The sequence below is a fragment of the Rhodococcus sp. NPDC003382 genome (assembly GCF_053589135.1).
Genome location: NZ_JBSFRH010000003.1, coordinates 86,899 through 103,787 on the forward strand (window position 1 = coordinate 86,899; position 16,889 = coordinate 103,787).

The 16,889-nt window shown below is 68.2% G+C and carries 19 protein-coding genes; 10 read left to right on the plus strand and 9 right to left on the minus strand.

Annotated features, from left to right (window positions below; genetic code table 11):
• Nucleotides 1-30: 30 nt before the first annotated feature.
• On the minus strand, nt 31-3,459 hold the full coding sequence (locus ACWDUD_RS03740; protein WP_450108359.1) for a proline dehydrogenase family protein: 3,429 nt from the start codon (nt 3,457-3,459) through the stop codon (nt 31-33).
• 149 nt (nt 3,460-3,608) lie between these two features.
• Between ACWDUD_RS03740 and ACWDUD_RS03745 the strand changes: the two genes are divergently transcribed.
• Both ACWDUD_RS03745 and ACWDUD_RS03750 read left to right on the plus strand, forming a co-directional pair.
• On the plus strand, nt 3,609-4,541 hold the full coding sequence (locus ACWDUD_RS03745) for an NAD-dependent epimerase/dehydratase family protein (RefSeq protein ID WP_450108360.1): 933 nt from the start codon (nt 3,609-3,611) through the stop codon (nt 4,539-4,541).
• Nucleotides 4,542-4,708: 167 nt separating this feature from the next.
• Nucleotides 4,709-5,509 (plus strand): alpha/beta fold hydrolase, encoded by an 801-nt coding sequence (locus tag ACWDUD_RS03750; protein ID WP_450108361.1) that lies wholly within the window; start codon nt 4,709-4,711, stop codon nt 5,507-5,509.
• A 4-nt stretch (nt 5,510-5,513) separates the two neighbouring features.
• Here ACWDUD_RS03750 and ACWDUD_RS03755 read toward each other — a convergent pair whose 3' ends face one another.
• The 4 genes from ACWDUD_RS03755 to ACWDUD_RS03770 form a co-directional block, all read right to left on the minus strand.
• Nucleotides 5,514-5,930, minus strand: a complete 417-nt coding sequence (locus ACWDUD_RS03755) for an acyl-CoA thioesterase family protein (protein ID WP_197256424.1) — start codon at nt 5,928-5,930, stop codon at nt 5,514-5,516.
• A gap of 44 nt (nt 5,931-5,974) precedes the next feature.
• Nucleotides 5,975-6,745, minus strand: a complete 771-nt coding sequence (locus ACWDUD_RS03760) for a thioesterase family protein (protein WP_197256426.1) — start codon at nt 6,743-6,745, stop codon at nt 5,975-5,977.
• A gap of 129 nt (nt 6,746-6,874) precedes the next feature.
• Nucleotides 6,875-7,135 (minus strand): peptidase associated/transthyretin-like domain-containing protein, encoded by a 261-nt coding sequence (locus ACWDUD_RS03765; RefSeq protein ID WP_197256428.1) that lies wholly within the window; start codon nt 7,133-7,135, stop codon nt 6,875-6,877.
• Entirely contained in the window at nt 7,132-8,109 is a 978-nt protein-coding gene (locus ACWDUD_RS03770; RefSeq protein WP_450108362.1) for a trypsin-like serine peptidase, read from the minus strand. The genes ACWDUD_RS03765 and ACWDUD_RS03770 overlap by 4 nt, the downstream gene beginning before the upstream one ends.
• Nucleotides 8,110-8,387: 278 nt before the next feature.
• Here ACWDUD_RS03770 and ACWDUD_RS03775 point away from each other — a divergent pair, with 278 nt between their 5' ends.
• Genes ACWDUD_RS03775 through ACWDUD_RS03785 form a run of 3 tightly spaced genes read left to right on the plus strand, consistent with a single transcriptional unit; the run spans nt 8,388 to nt 9,734 of the window.
• On the plus strand, nt 8,388-8,843 hold the full coding sequence (locus ACWDUD_RS03775) for a PPOX class F420-dependent oxidoreductase (protein WP_450108363.1): 456 nt from the start codon (nt 8,388-8,390) through the stop codon (nt 8,841-8,843).
• Nucleotides 8,844-8,902: 59 nt separating this feature from the next.
• Nucleotides 8,903-9,244, plus strand: coding sequence for an ArsR/SmtB family transcription factor (locus ACWDUD_RS03780; protein ID WP_197256434.1), 342 nt, complete (start codon nt 8,903-8,905; stop codon nt 9,242-9,244).
• A 4-nt stretch (nt 9,245-9,248) separates the two neighbouring features.
• On the plus strand, nt 9,249-9,734 hold the full coding sequence (locus ACWDUD_RS03785) for an SRPBCC family protein (RefSeq protein WP_197256436.1): 486 nt from the start codon (nt 9,249-9,251) through the stop codon (nt 9,732-9,734).
• Nucleotides 9,735-9,852: 118 nt separating this feature from the next.
• On the opposite strand, the gene ACWDUD_RS03790 is transcribed toward ACWDUD_RS03785, so the two are convergent.
• Complete coding sequence (locus tag ACWDUD_RS03790; protein WP_450108364.1) at nt 9,853-10,272, minus strand: SRPBCC family protein; 420 nt, start codon at nt 10,270-10,272, stop codon at nt 9,853-9,855.
• A 145-nt stretch (nt 10,273-10,417) separates the two neighbouring features.
• Between ACWDUD_RS03790 and ACWDUD_RS03795 the strand changes: the two genes are divergently transcribed.
• From ACWDUD_RS03795 to ACWDUD_RS03805, 3 genes are all read left to right on the plus strand, one after another.
• The gene (locus tag ACWDUD_RS03795; RefSeq protein WP_450108365.1) at nt 10,418-11,029 is read left to right on the plus strand and encodes a CGNR zinc finger domain-containing protein; all 612 of its coding nucleotides are present in this window, start codon (nt 10,418-10,420) and stop codon (nt 11,027-11,029) included.
• A gap of 81 nt (nt 11,030-11,110) precedes the next feature.
• Nucleotides 11,111-12,010, plus strand: coding sequence for a hypothetical protein (locus ACWDUD_RS03800; RefSeq protein ID WP_450108366.1), 900 nt, complete (start codon nt 11,111-11,113; stop codon nt 12,008-12,010).
• A 50-nt stretch (nt 12,011-12,060) separates the two neighbouring features.
• On the plus strand, nt 12,061-12,807 hold the full coding sequence (locus ACWDUD_RS03805; RefSeq protein ID WP_450108367.1) for a nuclear transport factor 2 family protein: 747 nt from the start codon (nt 12,061-12,063) through the stop codon (nt 12,805-12,807).
• A 3-nt stretch (nt 12,808-12,810) separates the two neighbouring features.
• Here ACWDUD_RS03805 and ACWDUD_RS03810 read toward each other — a convergent pair whose 3' ends face one another.
• The gene (locus ACWDUD_RS03810; protein WP_450108368.1) at nt 12,811-13,641 is read right to left on the minus strand and encodes a short-chain dehydrogenase/reductase; all 831 of its coding nucleotides are present in this window, start codon (nt 13,639-13,641) and stop codon (nt 12,811-12,813) included.
• Nucleotides 13,642-13,662: 21 nt separating this feature from the next.
• Nucleotides 13,663-15,144, minus strand: a complete 1,482-nt coding sequence (locus tag ACWDUD_RS03815; RefSeq protein ID WP_450108369.1) for a flavin-containing monooxygenase — start codon at nt 15,142-15,144, stop codon at nt 13,663-13,665.
• Nucleotides 15,145-15,318: 174 nt separating this feature from the next.
• Here ACWDUD_RS03815 and ACWDUD_RS03820 point away from each other — a divergent pair, with 174 nt between their 5' ends.
• On the plus strand, nt 15,319-15,540 hold the full coding sequence (locus ACWDUD_RS03820) for a hypothetical protein (protein ID WP_450108370.1): 222 nt from the start codon (nt 15,319-15,321) through the stop codon (nt 15,538-15,540).
• A 109-nt stretch (nt 15,541-15,649) separates the two neighbouring features.
• Here the strand turns inward: ACWDUD_RS03820 and ACWDUD_RS03825 are convergent, their stop codons facing one another.
• Complete coding sequence (locus ACWDUD_RS03825; protein ID WP_450108371.1) at nt 15,650-16,291, minus strand: hypothetical protein; 642 nt, start codon at nt 16,289-16,291, stop codon at nt 15,650-15,652.
• 263 nt (nt 16,292-16,554) lie between these two features.
• Here ACWDUD_RS03825 and ACWDUD_RS03830 point away from each other — a divergent pair, with 263 nt between their 5' ends.
• Nucleotides 16,555-16,776, plus strand: a complete 222-nt coding sequence (locus ACWDUD_RS03830; RefSeq protein WP_450108372.1) for a hypothetical protein — start codon at nt 16,555-16,557, stop codon at nt 16,774-16,776.
• The last annotated feature ends 113 nt before the right edge of the window (nt 16,777-16,889 follow it).

A 16,889-nucleotide genomic window follows, 5' to 3' on the forward strand; every position in this document is an offset into this window, starting at 1 on the left:
CGGTTCGGCATAACCGATCTTGAACCGGCATCAAACGATTCCGTCGGTGAGGTGGTTCGGTGTCCCGAAGCGGTGCGCGGTGATCGAGACCGACTGTTCCCTCAGGAACGGCAGCATTTCGAGCCGGCCGGACTCGGTGACCCGATTGTGGTACACCGCAGTTCCGGGACGCCCGTACAGGTTTTCGGCGAGCGCGCGGGTGTCGCCGCCGATCAGCCGGATGCGGTCCGGGGCAGGCCTGCCGATCCGGTTCAGCCACGCCGCATCCGTCTCGATCGCCAAAGATGTCACGAAAGTCCCTATCACGCGGGTTGTTTGGCGAGACAGCGGCGCCGTGGTGGACACGTCGACGGATGCGCCGCACCGGGCGGCGGCACCGAGCACCCGCAGCAACTCGACCGCGGTCCCGCGCGCGCCGAGCCGGACGTGCACCCGCACCGGGCGGTACCGGAACAGATTCCGTTCGGCGGTCAATGCACTCACGTCGCGGGCGAGGGAGAACTCGGTGCGCCACACGCGGGCGTCGCTCGCGAACGACCGGCGCAGGAACTCGCGCTCGGCTTCCGACAGCCCGGCCGCGTCGAGAAGAAGCGCCGGGACGCCGTCCACGGTCTCGTCGACAGGGCTGTGCGGCGCCGGTTCCCACGACCCGAAACCGACGAGATAGTTCGGGCCCCCGGCCTTGAACCCGGCCCCGACCGACGACCGTTTCCAGCCGCCGAACGGCTGCCGACGCACGATCGCGCCCGTGATGCCGCGGTTGACGTACAGGTTCCCGGCCTCGACCCGGTCCAGCCACAGCGCGATCTCCTCGGAGTCGAGACTGTGCAGCCCCGCCGTCAGCCCGAAGTCCACCCGGTTCTGGAGCGCGATCGCCTCGTCGAGGTCGCGGGCCGTCATGATGCTCAGCACCGGCCCGAAGAACTCGACGAGATGGGCGCGAGAACCCGGCCGCACACCGATTCGGACACCGGGGCTCCACAACTGCCCCGACTCGTCGAGGCGCTGCGGGGCGACGAGCCACGATTCCCCCGGACCCAGGGTGGTGAGCGCGTCGAGCAACTTGCCGCGGGCCGGCTCGACGAGCGGCCCCATCCGGCTGCGCGGATCGTCGGCGCGGCCCACAGGCAGCGACGTCACCGCGTCGACGAGCTGATTGCGGAACCGGCGCGACGACGCGACCGACCCGACGAGGATCACCAACGACGCCGCCGAGCACTTCTGCCCCGCGTGCCCGAACGCCGACTGCACGACATCGCGCACCGCGAGATCCAGATCGGCGCTCGGTGTCACCACGATCGCGTTCTTGCCGCTGGTCTCGGCGAGCAACGGCAGATCGGGCCGGAACGACCGGAACAGCTCCGCCGTCTCGTAGGCGCCGGTGAGCACCACCCGGTCCACGCGCGGATCCGCGATCAACTGCCGCCCCAGATCATGGTCGGCGAGCCGCACGAGATGAAGCACGTCGCGGGGCACCCCCGCCGCCCACATCGCCTCGGCCAGCACCGCGCCGCAGCGGGCGGTCAGCGCCGCCGGTTTGAGCACCACCGCCGATCCCGCGGCCAGCGCCGCCAGCGTCGATCCGGCAGGGATCGCGACCGGGAAGTTCCACGGCGGCGTCACCACGGTCAGGGCGGACGGCACGAACCGGGCGCCGTCGACGGCGTCGAGGTCGCGGGTCCGATCGGCGTACCAGCGGGCGAAGTCGATCGCCTCGGACACCTCCGGGTCGGCCTGGTCGACAGTCTTACCGGCCTCGGACACCATCACCTCGACGAGCTCGCCGCGCCGGCATTCGAGCTCGTACGCGACCCGTTCCAGAACCTCCGCGCGGTCGCTGCCCGCGCGGAGGCCCCACTCGCGGCCGTGCGCGGTGGCGGTCGCCAGCAGGTCGTCGAGCTGGTCGGCCGTGCGGATCGTGTGTGCCGCGACCGCGGCGGCACCCAGCCGGGAGCCGGCCGCACGCCCGAGGATCTGCCGGGCCCACGTGCGGTTCGCGGGCAGCGACGGATCGGTGTCGGGCGTGTTCGCGAACTCCGGGCCGGGCGGCTCGAGCGGACCCACCAGCCGGTTCTGGGTGCGGTTCGGAGGGGGGACGGAACCGTCCACGTCCGCCAGGGACGCCAGGAACCGCTGCTTCTCGCGTTCGAACAACGACTCGTCCTCGTGCAGCGCGAAAACCGCCGACATGAAGTTGTCCTGGCCCGCGCCCTCCTCGAGCCGCCGCACCAGATACGCGATCGCCACGTCGAACTCGTCCGGATGCACCACCGGCGTGTACAGCAGGATCCCGCCGACGTGGCGGCGCACCACCTCGGCCTGGCTGTGCGCCATCCCGAGCAACATCTCGAACTCGACGCCGTCACGGACCCCGCGTTGCCCGGCGAGCAGCCACGCGTGCGCGACGTCGAACAGGTTGTGACCGGCGACGCCGATCCGCACGTTGGCGATGCGGTCGGGCTCGAACGCGTAGTCCAGCAGACGCTTGTAGTGCGTATCCGTCTCCTGCTTCGAACCCCAGGTCGCGAGCGGCCAGCCGTGCAGCGACGCCTCGACACGTTCCATCGGAAGATTCGCGCCCTTGACGACCCGCACCTTGATCGGCGCCCCGCCCCGCGTCCGCCGCGCCGCGGACCAGTCCTGCAACCGGATCATCGCCGCCAGCGAATCCGGCAGATAGGCCTGCAGGACGATGCCCGCCTCCAGGTGCGCGAACTCCGGCCGGTCCAGGATCTTCATGAACACCGCGATCGTCAGGTCCAGGTCGCGGTACTCCTCCATGTCCAGATTGATGAACTTCGGGGAAGGGGAGGTCGCGGCCAGGTGGTACAGCGGCACCAGTCGCTCGACCACGTCGTCGACCGCCTCGTCGAACGCCCACGGTGAATGCGGCGCGACCGCCGCCGACACCTTGATCGACACGTAGTCCACGTCGTCGCGGGCCAGCAGCGCGCGGGTGCCGGCGAGCCGGCGGTCGGCCTCGCGTTCCCCGAGCACCGCCTCCCCGAGCAGATTCAGGTTCAGCCGCACCCCGTCGCGACGCAGCCGCGCGATCGCGCGCCCGAGCCGCGCGTCGCTCGCATCGACCACGAGATGCCCGACCATCGCGCGCAGCGCCCGCCGCGCCGCGGGCACCACCACGTGCGGCAGGGCGGGACCGAGCGTGCCGCCGGCCCGGATCGCGGCGCGCAGGTGCGCGGGCAGGAAGGCCGGAAGGTCCCGGGACAGGTGCGCGAGATTGCGCGCGGCGACCCGCGGATCCTCGGGCCGGATCACCCCGTCGATGAACGCGACCGTGAACTCGAGGCCGTGCGGGTCCTTCAGGACCGCGGCGAGCTGTTCGGCGCCGCGGTCCGGCGGGACCGTCGCGGCCTCGGCGATCCACCGTCGCACCAGGGCGACGGTCTCGTCGGCGAGCGAGCCACTGTGGATTCGGGGCTCGTGCGTGCTGTCGGTCATGGCAAACCTCCCGCGTCCAGCACCATTGTGGCCGCAACCGCGCGAGGCGGGCGGTGTTGCGCTCATGTCCCACACCCTCGTGTCACACAACACCGGGCCGAATCGTCACACCTCCACGAGGACGAATCCGATTCGAGAAGGTGATGGTCATGCGAGTCTTCGTGGCAGGTGGATCCGGGGTGCTCGGGCAACGGCTGGTGCCGCAGCTCGTGGCGCGAGGTCATCAGGTGACGGCGACGACGACCGGCCCCGGCAAACTCGGTCTGCTCGGGCAGCTCGGTGCCGATGCGGTCGTGATGGACGGACTGGACGCGGACTCGGTGGCGGCGGCGGTGGCCTCCGCCCGGCCCGATGCGATCGTCCACCAGATGACCGCGATCTCCGCGGCGCACTCGGGCAAACCCGATATGAAGCACTTCGACCGGTGGTTCGCGACGACCATCCGGTTGCGGACCGAAGGCACCGATCACCTGCTGGCCGCGGCCGAGGCGAACGGCATGCCGCACGTCGTCGCACAGAGCTATGCGAGCTGGAACGGCATCCGCACGGGCGGATGGGTGAAGACGGAAGAGGATCCGCTGGATCCGGAGGAGGGGACGAAGGCGCGCCCGGGCGCCGATGCGATCCGCTACGTCGAGGACCGGGTCCTCGAGGCGGGCGGGGCGGCACTGCGGTACGGCGGGCTCTACGGTCCCGGCGCGAGCGACGATCAGGTCGAACTCGTCCGCAAACGGCAGTTCCCGCTCGTCGGCGGCGGCACCGGATACAGCTCGTGGGTGCACCTCGACGACGCGGCGAGTGCGACCGTGCTGGCGGTCGAACAGCACGCGAAGGGCATCTACAACATCGTCGACGACGAACCCGCCCCGGCGGGGGAGTGGCTGCCGTATCTGGCCGCCTGCGCGGGCGCGAAACCCCCGATGCGGGTACCGCGATGGCTCGCCCGGCTGCTGGCGGGCGATGTGGCGGTGACGATGATGACCGAGGGGCGCGGGTTCTCCAACGCCAAGGCCAAGCGGGAACTCGGCTGGGAGTTGCGGTATCCGTCGTGGCGTCAGGGTTTCCGGGACGGTCTGTTCTGAGCGGAGTCCGTCCTGGAGAAACAGGTATGCCCTGCGGGTATTTCGGCCGTCGCCGCATCGCGCGGAAAACGACATGGTGGGACGTGTCCCCACCCGTTCGATCGAAGGTCCCCATGCCTCTCCGACACGGATCGCCGGTCACCCGTACCGATGGTCACCCCGCAACGATGTCCTGGTCCACTGTTCACGTCGATGCCCGGGCGGAGGTGTGCGGCGTCCTCGGCCGGGGAGCACCGGTGGTCTTCGTGCCCGGATATGGATTGACGCCCTGGATCTACCGGCATGCCCTGGCCGGGCTGGCCCGCACCGTACGGGTCTTTGCCCCGGCGATTCCTGCCTTCGCGGCAGTGCCGGGCAAATCCCTCGATGAGCGGACCGTGGCGGAAGGCGCGGCCTGGCTCGGTCGGTTCCTCGATGCTGCCGGACTCGGTTCGGTGACCCTGGTCGGGCACTCGTTCGGCGGGGCACTTGCGATCCGCGCCGCCGCTGTTCTTCCGGATCGGGTGGCCCGGCTCGTTCTCGTGAACCCGGTGGACGGAGGACCGTGGCCGGACGTCGGTGGAGCGGTGACCCCGCTCGGCGACGGATCACCGCGGGAGCGGGGGACGGCACTGGAGGAGGCGTTGGTGCGACGGATGCTCGCTTCGGTCGATACGCCGCGCCGCACCGTCACCACGGACGGTGATCCGGCACCCGAATTGCGCACCGACTCCATCCCGCGGGGCCTGGACCTCGACGAATCTCTGGATCGGCTGGCGCAACAGCGTCTGCCGACAGCGCTCGTGTGGAGCCACGACGATCAGCTGGTCCCGCGGGCGAGTGTCGAATCGCTCCGCGCGTGCCTGGGCGGAACGTCGGTGTTCACCGTCGCAGGCGGGCACGGGTGGCCGATCGCCGACCCGGAATGTTTCGGTCACACGATGCAAACCGTCCTGGACCGTCTCCCCCTCGAGGTCGTCGTCTCGTGAGCGGCTAATCGGCGATCGGGAGGGGACTGCGCAGCGCCTCCAGCGACGCGATCTGCTCGGGCGACCACGGCCGCGCCGCGGAGCGGCCGTCCCCGACCTGCACGAGCGTCACCGACATATCCGCCGCGAGTGACCCGCCCTGCTCGATTCCTGCCCGCAGCGTCACCGAGGTGGTGCCGATCCGCGTCGCTTCGATGTCCAACTGCGCTTCCTCGGTGAACAGTTCGCGCGAAAAGTTGCTGTTCACGTTGACGACGACGATGTCCGTGACCGGATCGAAGCCGTCGAGCGTGTCGGCCAGCACGCGGTTCCACGCACCCGTCGCTGCTTCGAGCGCGCAGTAGTGCGGCACGTGCCGGCGGATATGCTCGGACGCGTCCGCGGGGGCGTGATTGTGCAGGGTGACGGTGACGCGAGGCATGTTCACGGACACTACCGAGCGTCGTGGAGCCCGGCCCGGGCAGGTCAGGACGGGCGCACGGTCAGTACCTGCGAGGCGGTGCCGATCGGCCCGTGGACGTCGTGGATGACGCTGCTCGTCAGCCCGAGACCGGTCGGCCCGAACGAGACGGTGGTGTCGAACCCGAGCCACTCGCCGCGCGGCTCGGCGAAGAAATGTGCGGTCAGGTCGATGTTGGGGAACGCGATGTCCTTCGGATGGGCGCGCACGGTCATGCCGTTGGCGATGTCGAGGAGGCCTGCCGCCCCGGCGACCGCGCTGATGTCCTCACCGGCGACCAGGGGGAGCGGGGTGCGTACCCAGTACGACGCCCGGCCCGGCTCGACCTGCCGACGGCGCACCTGCGCGGACTCGATGAATCCGCCGGGCCACACCGACGTCGGATCCCACTCCTCCATCTCCTCGGGCGGGGCGATCCGCGCGAGCGACGTTCCTTCGAGTTCGGCGGTCGGGCGGGTCTGCATCAGCCAGGCGCGCAGGCGCACGGCGGCACGGCCTCCGTGTGCGAGGACTGCCTCGACGAGTTCGATGGTGCGTCCGGGACGCAGGACGGCGACCTGCACCTCGACCTCGTCGATGGGGAGCGTGCCCAGGATGTCGTAGGAGAGCCGGCCGATGGCCAGCCCGTCGTCCCGGCGGGCGTCGCGGTCGAGTTCGACGGCGTGCGCCATCAGCCCGAGGGCCGGTGCGATGTGCTGTTCGTTCGTTTCCCACGCGCCGCCGACGTGATGCGTGGCCCGGAAGGTGGTCGGCCCGGTTCGTTCGAAATAGCTCATCGGCAACTCCTCGTGCGTTTGCTCCATGCAATCACGCGCGCCGCGCTGACGCGCCGGTGTGCCTTTCTGGCGGCTCCCACCGCCACTTCTGCACACCGGCGCATCAGCGCCGCGGAGAGCTGAACTCCTTCAGGTAGGGAGGGTTTCGAGGGCGGCGACGACCTCGGCGGTCGAGGACGCCTCGGGCAGGGTCACTTCGAGCCGGGCGGGCCGATACTCGTCGGCGTGCACCGCCAGCAGGTACCGGCCGGGATAGGGCGTGCCGACGGTGAAGCTGCCGTCGGGTCCGGACAGGATCGCGATCTCCGGCATCGGCCCCGGACCCGTCACCACGACGATGCGGGCGAACGGGACCGGGGTGTTTCCGCAGCGGACGATGCCTCGAATCACGCCTTCCACGCCTTCAATCGGTCGAAGACCGGGCCGGTGATACGGACACCGGAGTTCACCGGCACTCCCGGTGAGACGCCGTTGGTATGGATCCGGAAGGCGTGCCGTTGGCCGTTCACGAGGCGATACACGGCGCTGCCGCTCTGACCGCCGAACGTGTCGACCTCGTAGAAGATCCGTTGTGCAGCAACCGAAGACAGCCTCCGCGAGTGATACCACTGCGTGCCGGTCGGCTTGTCGCCCGGATAACCGGTGATGTTGGCGATCGACGACAGGAGGGTGTTGTCGTCGTAGACGCCGAATCCCAGCCAGCCGGTTCGGTCGCCGAGATTCGTGGGAAGGATGAGTGCCCCGATGTCCCAGTTCGAGTCGCCGTTCTGCGTCCAGCCCTGCACCGACCGCAGGCTACTTCCGCTCGCCCGGACGGAACCGAACGGCAGCGACGAGCCGTTGCGGCCGGGCATCACCGTCACCGAACGCACCCAGCCGGAACCGGGCCCGCTGCCCTGCGCGAACACGCAGTGCCCGGCGGTGATGACGGTGTGCGGACCGATGAAGAAACCGGTGCCGCTCGCAAACGAGCCGTTGGACAGCTCGATGAGCAGGTACGAGTGGACACGCCACGGGTAGACGGTCGTGTCACCGATCTGGACGCGATCGTCGGGGAAGATGACGGATTCGAGTGCGGGCTGTCCTGCCGGCGCGGGACCCCACGTGGCTTCGGCCGCGTCCGGCGGATTCATCCGCAGCAGTTCCTGCAGGTCGGTTCCGGGGGCGTCGGGGGTTCCGGAGTAGCCGGCGAGCTGCTCCGCACCCGACCCTGCGAGGTCGGCGAGCGCACCGGCCGGCCCCGCGGACGGCGGGGACTGCACGAGGTCGGATTCGGGGATGGTGAGCGATACGGGTGAGGTTTCCGCCGACGGGTCGGAGGTGGTGACGGCACCATTGTGGGCGGCGGGAAGGGTTGCGGTCATCGTGGTCTTCCTGACTGTCGGTACCGCGACGAACTGCGGTACTGCCGGGTGGGGGACAGTTCGAGGATGGGATCGGACGAGCGCGGGCACACGCGTAGCCGACTACGCGAATTCGCGCCGATCACGGCCACGGTCGCGGGTACTCACACCCCGTCTTTCCGAGCGAACGGTACATTCAGTCGATCGAAGGAGACGAGCGGTACATTCGCTCGGAGGCGATCGTTCGGAGGCGGTAGCGTTCCCTGGTACCCGCACGACTCCGATCGAAAGGGTTCGTCATGCCTCGTATCGCCACCGCCGAAAAGGTCGATCGTGATGCGCTACTGGAATTCCTGCGCCCGCGACACCGGGCGGTCCTGGCCACGGTCCGCTCGGACGGCACTCCGCAGATGTCACCGGTGACCTGCGGGGTCGACGCAGACGGCCACATCGTGGTGTCCACCTACCCGGCGCGGGCCAAGGCCCGCAATGCGCGGCGGAATCCGCACGTGATGCTCTGCGTCCTGTCCGACGACTGGAACGACGCGTACGTGCAGGTGAACGGACGCGCGGAGGTTCTGGACATGCCGGAGGCGCTCGACGGCCTCGTCGAGTACTACCGCTGCATCGCGGGTGAGCATCCCGACTGGGACGAGTACCGCGAAGCCATGGTCAGGCAGAACAAGACCCTGATCCGGGTCCGTATCGAAAGCTGGGGTCCGATCGCGACCGGTGGATTCCCGCCGGGGCTCTGACCTGGCGGAACACTCCGAGGCTTGACGACGTACAACCATTTGGTTGTATATTGGTTCTCGTGAGCGGAGACGACGAGGACCGGGCAGATGCCCTGTTCCACGCGCTGTCCGACCGAACCCGGCGCGACATCCTGCGCCGTGTGCTGGCCGGGGAGCACTCGGTTTCCGCGCTCGCGGCGAACTACGACATGAGCTTCGCCGCTGTCCAGAAGCACGTCGCGGTATTGGAGAAGGCCGGCCTGCTGACGAAGCGCCGCAGCGGCCGGGAGCAGTTGGCCAGTGGCGACGTGGCGGCGGTGCGGTCGGTGGCGTCCATGCTCACCGAACTCGAGCAGGTGTGGCGCGGTCGCATCGCACGTATCGACGAACTCATCGCAACCGACTCGACCGAGGAGAGCTGACGACATGCCTGTCACCGACGTCCGACACGACATCGACAACCGAACACTGACCATCACAGCCGATTTCGCCGCCCCGGTCGCGCGCATCTGGCAGGTCTACGCCGACCCACGCCAGCTGGAGAAGGTGTGGGGTCCGCCGACCTACCCGGCGACCGTGGTCGACCACGATCTCCGGCCGGGCGGCCGTGTCACCTACTTCATGACGGGACCCGAAGGCGACAAGCACGCCGGGTACTGGGAGATCAAGACGGTCGACGAACCGACGAGCTTCAGTTTCGTCGACGGTTTCGCCGATCTCGACTTCAACCCGAATCCGGAACTGCCGGTCTCCGAGAACGTCTACACCTTCGCCGAACACGAAGGTGGCACGCGGGCAACGTATGTGGCCACGTATGCCTCCGCCGAGGCGCTCCAGACGGTGCTCGACATGGGTGTGGTCGAGGGTGCCTCGTCGGCGATCAATCAGATCGACGAGCTGATCGTCTCCTGACCTCGCGCGACGGTCGGCTCGCCCGCATTTCGGGGCGAGCCGACCGTCGCGTGGGCACTCGTAGCCTGCGCAGCGAGTGTGTCGGTCTTCGCCTTCCGAACCGGTAGCATCGTCGCGCTCACGTCGAAATGTCTTGTGTGCCTTCCAGTGTCTTCCGGAACAGTTCGAGGACGAGTTCCATGTTGGGACCCCAGGCGGGTGCGAACCCGGCGGGAAGCACGTCGTGGGTCCAGGTGACTGTGCAGCGCCCGTCGGGGAGCGGGGACACCTGAACCGACGCGTTGTCGTGTTCCGGTGGCGCGGTGCCGCCGACGATCGCGTAGACCAGCCGTCGGCCGGCGTCGTCCACCGTGATCTCGCGTTCCCGCATCACCGTTCCGTCGACGAACGTCACGGTCCTGACTCCGGGTTCGCTCAGGACGCTGTCGCGTACGAAACCGGGCGCCATCCGGATCGGTCCGTCGATGAAGTCGCCGAGAACCTGCCAGGCGCGGTCCGCATCGGCTGCGATCGTGATCTCTCTGGTTACCGAAGCCATGTCGATGGCCTCCTCTCCTGTCACCGGGCCACGGCGCAGGGGTTGTCGGTGTCGATTCCGATGCTTGCCTCGCGTCGGCTAACCGGTATAAGGACTACGCTAGTTACATAACCTGTCAACGTCAATAGATGGTTAGGATGGGGTCATGGTGGAACCTCGCCCGGACAACGATCCCGTCGGAACCGCGCCCGGACGGCTCCGCTGGATCGAAGAGTTCGTCAACACGCGCCGGGCCGATCGGGACGACATCGCCACCCCCGCACAGCTCGTGGACTGGTTCCATGCACACGACCTGGCGCATGACGCCGCGTCCGCCACTGCACGGCAACGGGATCGAGCCGCACACATCCGGGAGGGGTTGCGGGCTCTGATCGCCGGCAACAACGCCGAGCCGGTCGCCAGCCCCCGACCGGACGGTCTGGACCCGGACGCCACGGCGAGGATCGCCGCACTCGCGCCGTCCCTGCCGATGACACTCGACGTCACCGTTGCACCGCCACAGCTGATTCCGGCCTCGCGCGACCCGATCGACGCTGCCCTGACCCGGCTGCTGATCGCGGTCGCCGAGGCGGTCGCGGACGACACCTGGAGCCGCCTCAAGGCCTGCCGGGAACCGAGTTGCCGCTGGGCCTACTACGACCACTCCCGGAACCGGCGCCGCACGTGGTGCTCGATGGAACTGTGCGGCAACCGCGCAAAAGCCCGCACCCACCACCGCCGTTCGACGCTCGAATCCGGTAACGCCGTGCCGAAGTAGATCTTGACGCGGCGTCGGACCGGGCGTTTCACTGAGAAGGCTCGTCTTCGATCACCCGACGGTGTTCTGGGAGGATGACCTATGCGCGGCACAGATTCGGTGGTTCCGAAACCTCGGCGCGGAGCAACCCGTCGTCGCCGAACCGTCTCGCTACTGGCACTGGTCGGAGCGTGCGTTCTCTCCTTGTCTGCGACCGGGACGGCCGTCGGCGACCCGGCGACGGACACCGGGTTCTCCCCACCGTTCTCCGGAGCGCCCGGCTACGAATACCTGGCGCCTCCGCAGATGACCGATCCGTCGCAGCTCAACCAGTCGCTCGGTCAGCAGGCTGCGGAAGAGATCGCCGCCCGCATCGGGTTGGGGCCGGAGGACGCTCTCACCGAACAGCAGTATCAGGACCTCACCACCGGAGGCGGAGTCGGCGGCAGCAGCGACGCCGCCGCGGTGATCAACGCGTGCGCCGAGATCCTCACCAATACGAACGGCCGGCCCCTCTTCTCGGATGTCGACGGCGTTTCCACACCGTCGGTCCTCGGAAGCTACGGGCTCTACGTGAACCCCGCCGGGTTGCTGGAGAGTCCGGCCAACGCGGACGCACCTACGCGGCAGGTGAATTCGCTGATCGCCCCGGGCGGTTTCGTGGGTACGTGGCTGCGGAACAACGGCGCAACGGATACCCTGGTGGCGCTCTACCGGTCGGCGTACACGGTTCAGGCGGTCTACGGCTTTGCGGCACAACAGATATCCGGGACGGCGCAGCTGGTGACCAACACCAAGGAGGGCGTGACCTCGGAGGTGGGCATGTCGATGGCGCCGCCGCTGTGGATCGTGAACTTCGCCCTGCTCTACATCCTGAAGCCGTCGTTGGCGGCGGCGATGCCCGCCTACTGGGCTCCCATCCCCCCGGAGGTCGCCGACGCCGTGAAGGCCAGCCCGACCGGGCAGGTTCCCTTCAAGGACTATGCGTCCTACTTCGAGTGATCGGCTTCCCGGCCAGGCTCGTTGCTGATGCGAGGGTGAGGGAGCGACGCATGTTCGACGAAGAAGAGTTTCAGCGGGCATTGGCGCGACCGCGACTTGCCGGTCCCGTACCGGATTTCCTCGATTCCAATCGAGGCGTGCCGATCCGCGCGATCCCCGAGCCGGAACTGCAGGCCACCACTCGTGAGTGGTTCACGATGTTCGAGAAGAAGCTCGACTACCTGAGCGAGCGCCACGGCACGGATCTGTCGTGGGTGATGACGTGGGCCAAGAAGTACTGGTGGAGCTTCCTGGTCCGCGACATGAGTATCAACGACGAGCTGTATGCCCAGGACCTCCGCTACGTCGACCCCACGACGTTCGGGCGCACGATCGTCGGTATCGACGAGTTCGTGAGGTACAACTTCGCGTTCTTCGACGCCATCCCGGACTGGCGCTACGACCCGTTGCCCGATCAGGTATACGTCGACGTCCAGCCCGACGGCACGGTCCGCACGGTCATCCGGTACATCGGAAGCGGCCACTTCTCGGGTGCGCTCCGCCTGTACCCCTACGACGACTCGGCACCGGTGATCTACGGCGACGGACGGTTCATCCAGGCGCCCGCCGTCGATCGATACCACTTCGGCCCCGACGGGTTGATGAGCGAGGGGGAGACGCTCTTCGACTTCCTGGATGCCGTCCAGCGAGCGGGCATTCTTCCGCGGGACGACAGCTTGCCGTTCCGTGCGCTCATGGCCGCGTCGAAGCTTTCGGTGCTGGCTCGCCGGGTCGGGGAGAAGTTGCGCCGTCGGTGAAGGTCACCGATTCCGGGCTTCCAGCCGGTGGAGAAGTCCGTGAAGGTGGCCGTCGGTTGCCATTCGGCGGTCGAGGACGGGGTTGACCAGTCCGCGTAGCCACGAGTACTGCCGCCAGCCCGCCGGGGCAACGGTCATCGGTGCCCGCCGGCGGATGCCGTCCACGATCGTCCGGGCGGCCCGCTCGGCGGTGATGCGCCGGTTGAGGGGCCACGGAAGGAGGTTGTCGATTTCGCGGCCGAGCTCGTCGGCGTCGAGCATGTCGTGGGTCATCGCGGTGTCCACGACGCCGAAATAGGCGATACCCGCGGAGGCCCCGTGGGCCGCGAGCTCGACGCGGAGAGCGCGGCCGAGTTGCTCCACCGCGGACTTGCTGATCATGTACGGGGAGCCGCCCGCCCCGGGAGCGAAGGCAGCACAGGACGATACGACCACCACGTGACCGGAACGGTCGACGATGTGATCGAGCGCGGGCCGGACGGTGTTGTACACCCCGGTGAGGTTGATGCCGATGACCCGGTCGAACTCGTCGTCCCGCATCGTCCGGAGGGTGGCCGGGACGGGGGTGACGCCGGCGTTCGCGACCACCACGTCGAGTCCGCCGAAGTAGCCGGTGGTGTCCGCGACGACAGCGGACATGGCCCGACGGTCCCGGACGTCGGCGGTCAGTGCGAGTGCCCGGTCTCCGAGGGCCGTCGCGGCGGATTCGATTGCGTCGCGGTCGATGTCGACGAGCGCCACGCGCGCTCCGCAGCGGACGAGGCGCTCGGCGACCGCACGGCCGATTCCCTGTGCCGAACCGGTGACGAGCACGGTCTTTCCGGTGACGTCCATCTCGCGGCCGGGTGCGGGCGGTCATCGGAGGACCTCGATGTCGAAGGGGGCCATGTCGAATTTCCGGACACGGCGGGCGTATTCGAAGCTCCACCCCGGGTACAGGCCGGCGTTCCTGCCGTCCGCGGTGTGGTAGTAACTGGTGTCGCATCCGCCGGTGAGCCACACGGTGCCGTCGCTGCGCCGGTTCATCTCGTCGACGAACGCGCTCTGAGCGCTGTCGCGAACCTCGATCCGGGACACCCGGTTACGTCGCATCGTGGTGAGGGCGTCGACGATGTAGCGCACCTGTGCCTCGATCATGAAGATCGCCGACTGGTTCCCGACCGCACCGAAGGCGCCGAGGGTGTTGAAGAAGTTCGGGAATCCTGCGAGGGACATGCCGAGATAGCTCGCCGGGTTCTTGCGGTACAGGTCGGCGTAGGTGTGCCCGCCATGCCCGCGGATCCGTTCGTATACCGCTGGTGGAACATCGAATCCGGTTGCATAGACGATGGTGTCCACGGGATGCTCGGTGCCGTCGCGGGTGACGACGGAGTGTGGCCGGATCTCCGCGATCCCGGTGGTGACGACGTCGACGTTCGGTCGGGTCAGCGCCGGGAACCAGTCGTCGGAGAAGATGGCGCGTTTGCAACCGATCATGTAGTCCGGGGTGAGCTTCCTGCGCAGCTCGGGATCGCGTACCTGACGGCGCAACTGATATCGGCCCAGGAGTTCGTAGGGATAGCGGAACTTGTTGTTCACGAATCCGACCAGGCCGAAGCCTTCGATCATCGAGTAGTACGCGGCGCGCATCGCCTTGCCGACGACGGGCACCCGCCGGATGAGCCGGCGCTCGAATTCGGTCGTCACGCGGTCCATGCGGGGGATGATCCACGGCGCCGATCGCTGGAGGACCAGCAGTCGCTCGGCCTTGGGCTGCAACTCGGGAACGAACTGGACCGCAGACGCTCCGGTCCCGATGACGGCGATGCGGTCGCCGGTGGGGTCGTAGTCGTGATTCCAGTGCAGGGAGTGGAACGCGCTCCCCGCGAACGTGTCTCGCCCGGGGATGTCCGGGTACCGTGCCTCGCCGTACACGCCGGCGGCGGTGATCAGTACGTGGGTGGTCGCCTCGCCCGCGCTGGTGTGGAGGATCCAGCGGCCGGTGTCTTCGTCCCAGTCGGCTCCGAGCAGCTCGACCTCGTACCGGATGTGCCGCTCGACGTCGTGGTGCGCGGCGACCGTCCGGAGGTAGTCGAGGATCTCCGGCTGCCTGCCGTACATCCGGGACCAGTCGGGGTTCGGGGCGAACGAGTAGCTGTACAGGTGGGAAGGCACGTCGCACGCACAACCCGGGTAGGTGTTGTCGCGCCAGGTGCCTCCCAGATCCGCGGCCCGTTCGAAGATCACGAAATCGTGGACCCCGGCCTCGCGGAGTTTCGCGGCCAGCGCGATGCCGCCGAAACCGGCACCGATGACGACGATCGAATGGTCGGCATCGGTCGAAGAGGTGCTGTTCATTCGCCCGTCCTCGTGTCGGTGTGGCGCGGGTGCCTGCTCGTCGCGGCGCGAGCCGTGGACGGCGCCGTTCCGGCACGCAGGGCGGCCCCCATACCGCGGACGATCATCATCGGATCGGATGCTTCCAGGCTTGTCGGCACGGCGTCAAGAGGGATCGGCGCGACGGACTGGCTGATGAAAATCCTTGCCGCGCACGGACGCACCTGGCTCACGATCGGCGTGGACGGCGGTGGAAACGACCCGGAACTCCGGGCGATCCACGACGAGGTGGACAACCGAGCCGCCGAACGGGTCCCCGAAGCCATCGGATTCACCGGTTCCGGGGACGCGCGCGACACCGCGCCGGCGACCGTTCGTGCCTACGGCGGGATGGTGAAGTCGGCGATCCGGGAGTAGGTGGACCGCAAGGCACTCAGCCAGGACCAGGTGCGTGACCTGCTGTGCGAGACGTTGATCGTGCTCGGCGAACGGATCGTGCGGTAGCACCGGCCGAGTGCCCGGGTGTTCACCACCCGGTGTCGTAGCCGGGTTCGCTGTGCAGGTCGAAGTTGCTGTACCCCCCGTCCACGTCGAGTCCGCTCTGGGTTTCGAAGCCGACTTCACCGCTGACACCGATGCCGGGGATCCCGCCGTCCACCGGGCTTGCGGAGAAGTCGACTCCGAACTCGACACCCGCCTGAACTCCGCCGTATCCGGAAGCGGATGCGTCGACGGATTCGATCTCGGCATCCATGGTGCCGGCCTCGGCGTCGGTGGTGACGTCGATGTCGTCGTAGGTGCCGTACACGTCGAACCGGCCGCCGGCCGCGACCTGGCCACCACCGCCGACGCTGACCTGAGGTACGCCACCCGGTGCGCTGATCGACACCTCGACGCCGCCACCCACCGCGAGGCCGGTGTCCACGTCGACACCGCCGCCGACCACGTCGATGGACAGGTCGACCGATTGGTTCGGGTCGTTGATCATGCCGCTGACGTCGATGCCGAGACCGGACGCGGTGCCTGTCGGGTCCTGGGTCGTCGAGGGGGCGGTCGATTCCGGGGCCAGACCCGCGTCGACGGCGGAGGGTGCACCGCCCGGGTAGGTCGAGGTCGCGGTGTCGGTGGTTGCTGCGGTCGGGTCGGTGCCCGGTGCGGGAGTGGTCATCTCGATTCCTTCTTTACGTTCCGGGTGAGAGCGGCCGAGTGGGTCGCTCCGAAGGTTCGAGACGCGGAGAGGGCGAAATGTTCCCGGAGTCGCCGGACGAATTCGGAGCGGAGGCTCGAGGGTCTCTGTGGGAAGCGAAATATCAACCCGCAGAGAAGTTTCGGAACCCAGGGAACATTGCCGGGGCGACCGCGCTCTCATCCGTGAAGAGCGCAGACCGGTCACCTCTTCGTCAATGAACACACACTGTGAGGAGAACTCGGATGAAGAAACTGATCGCATCGCTGGCCGTCGCGGTGAGCGCCACCGCCATCGTGGCAGGAGCCGCCGGCACCGCTTCGGCGGAAACGCGAATTCCGCTGAAGACCGGACTGAACAGTGAATGGGATTGCCTGGAGTGGATCTTCGATAACGCCAACCCCCACGCCATGTACGAGTGCCAGGACGGCTACGGAGGGTGGGCGGTCATCTGGCTGGCGGAGTAAGCGCCGGGACTGTGACCCGGTAGAGCGGTGGACCCGATAAGGGGTTGACAGTGGACTCCGGCATCCGACGGGTTGCGCGGGGCGCGCGTTCCGGACCCGACCGGGTGCTGGAG

Coding starts and splice junctions, on each gene's coding strand:
- ACWDUD_RS03740 (WP_450108359.1), bottom strand. CDS start 3,459: ATGACCGACAGCACGCACGAGCCCCGAATCCACAGTGGCTCGCTCGCC.
- ACWDUD_RS03745 (WP_450108360.1), top strand. CDS start 3,609: ATGCGAGTCTTCGTGGCAGGTGGATCCGGGGTGCTCGGGCAACGGCTG.
- ACWDUD_RS03750 (WP_450108361.1), top strand. CDS start 4,709: ATGTCCTGGTCCACTGTTCACGTCGATGCCCGGGCGGAGGTGTGCGGC.
- ACWDUD_RS03755 (WP_197256424.1), bottom strand. CDS start 5,930: ATGCCTCGCGTCACCGTCACCCTGCACAATCACGCCCCCGCGGACGCG.
- ACWDUD_RS03760 (WP_197256426.1), bottom strand. CDS start 6,745: ATGAGCTATTTCGAACGAACCGGGCCGACCACCTTCCGGGCCACGCAT.
- ACWDUD_RS03770 (WP_450108362.1), bottom strand. CDS start 8,109: ATGACCGCAACCCTTCCCGCCGCCCACAATGGTGCCGTCACCACCTCC.
- ACWDUD_RS03775 (WP_450108363.1), top strand. CDS start 8,388: ATGCCTCGTATCGCCACCGCCGAAAAGGTCGATCGTGATGCGCTACTG.
- ACWDUD_RS03785 (WP_197256436.1), top strand. CDS start 9,249: ATGCCTGTCACCGACGTCCGACACGACATCGACAACCGAACACTGACC.
- ACWDUD_RS03790 (WP_450108364.1), bottom strand. CDS start 10,272: ATGGCTTCGGTAACCAGAGAGATCACGATCGCAGCCGATGCGGACCGC.
- ACWDUD_RS03795 (WP_450108365.1), top strand. CDS start 10,418: ATGGTGGAACCTCGCCCGGACAACGATCCCGTCGGAACCGCGCCCGGA.
- ACWDUD_RS03800 (WP_450108366.1), top strand. CDS start 11,111: ATGCGCGGCACAGATTCGGTGGTTCCGAAACCTCGGCGCGGAGCAACC.
- ACWDUD_RS03805 (WP_450108367.1), top strand. CDS start 12,061: ATGTTCGACGAAGAAGAGTTTCAGCGGGCATTGGCGCGACCGCGACTT.
- ACWDUD_RS03810 (WP_450108368.1), bottom strand. CDS start 13,641: ATGGACGTCACCGGAAAGACCGTGCTCGTCACCGGTTCGGCACAGGGA.
- ACWDUD_RS03815 (WP_450108369.1), bottom strand. CDS start 15,144: ATGAACAGCACCTCTTCGACCGATGCCGACCATTCGATCGTCGTCATC.
- ACWDUD_RS03820 (WP_450108370.1), top strand. CDS start 15,319: ATGAAAATCCTTGCCGCGCACGGACGCACCTGGCTCACGATCGGCGTG.
- ACWDUD_RS03825 (WP_450108371.1), bottom strand. CDS start 16,291: ATGACCACTCCCGCACCGGGCACCGACCCGACCGCAGCAACCACCGAC.
- ACWDUD_RS03830 (WP_450108372.1), top strand. CDS start 16,555: ATGAAGAAACTGATCGCATCGCTGGCCGTCGCGGTGAGCGCCACCGCC.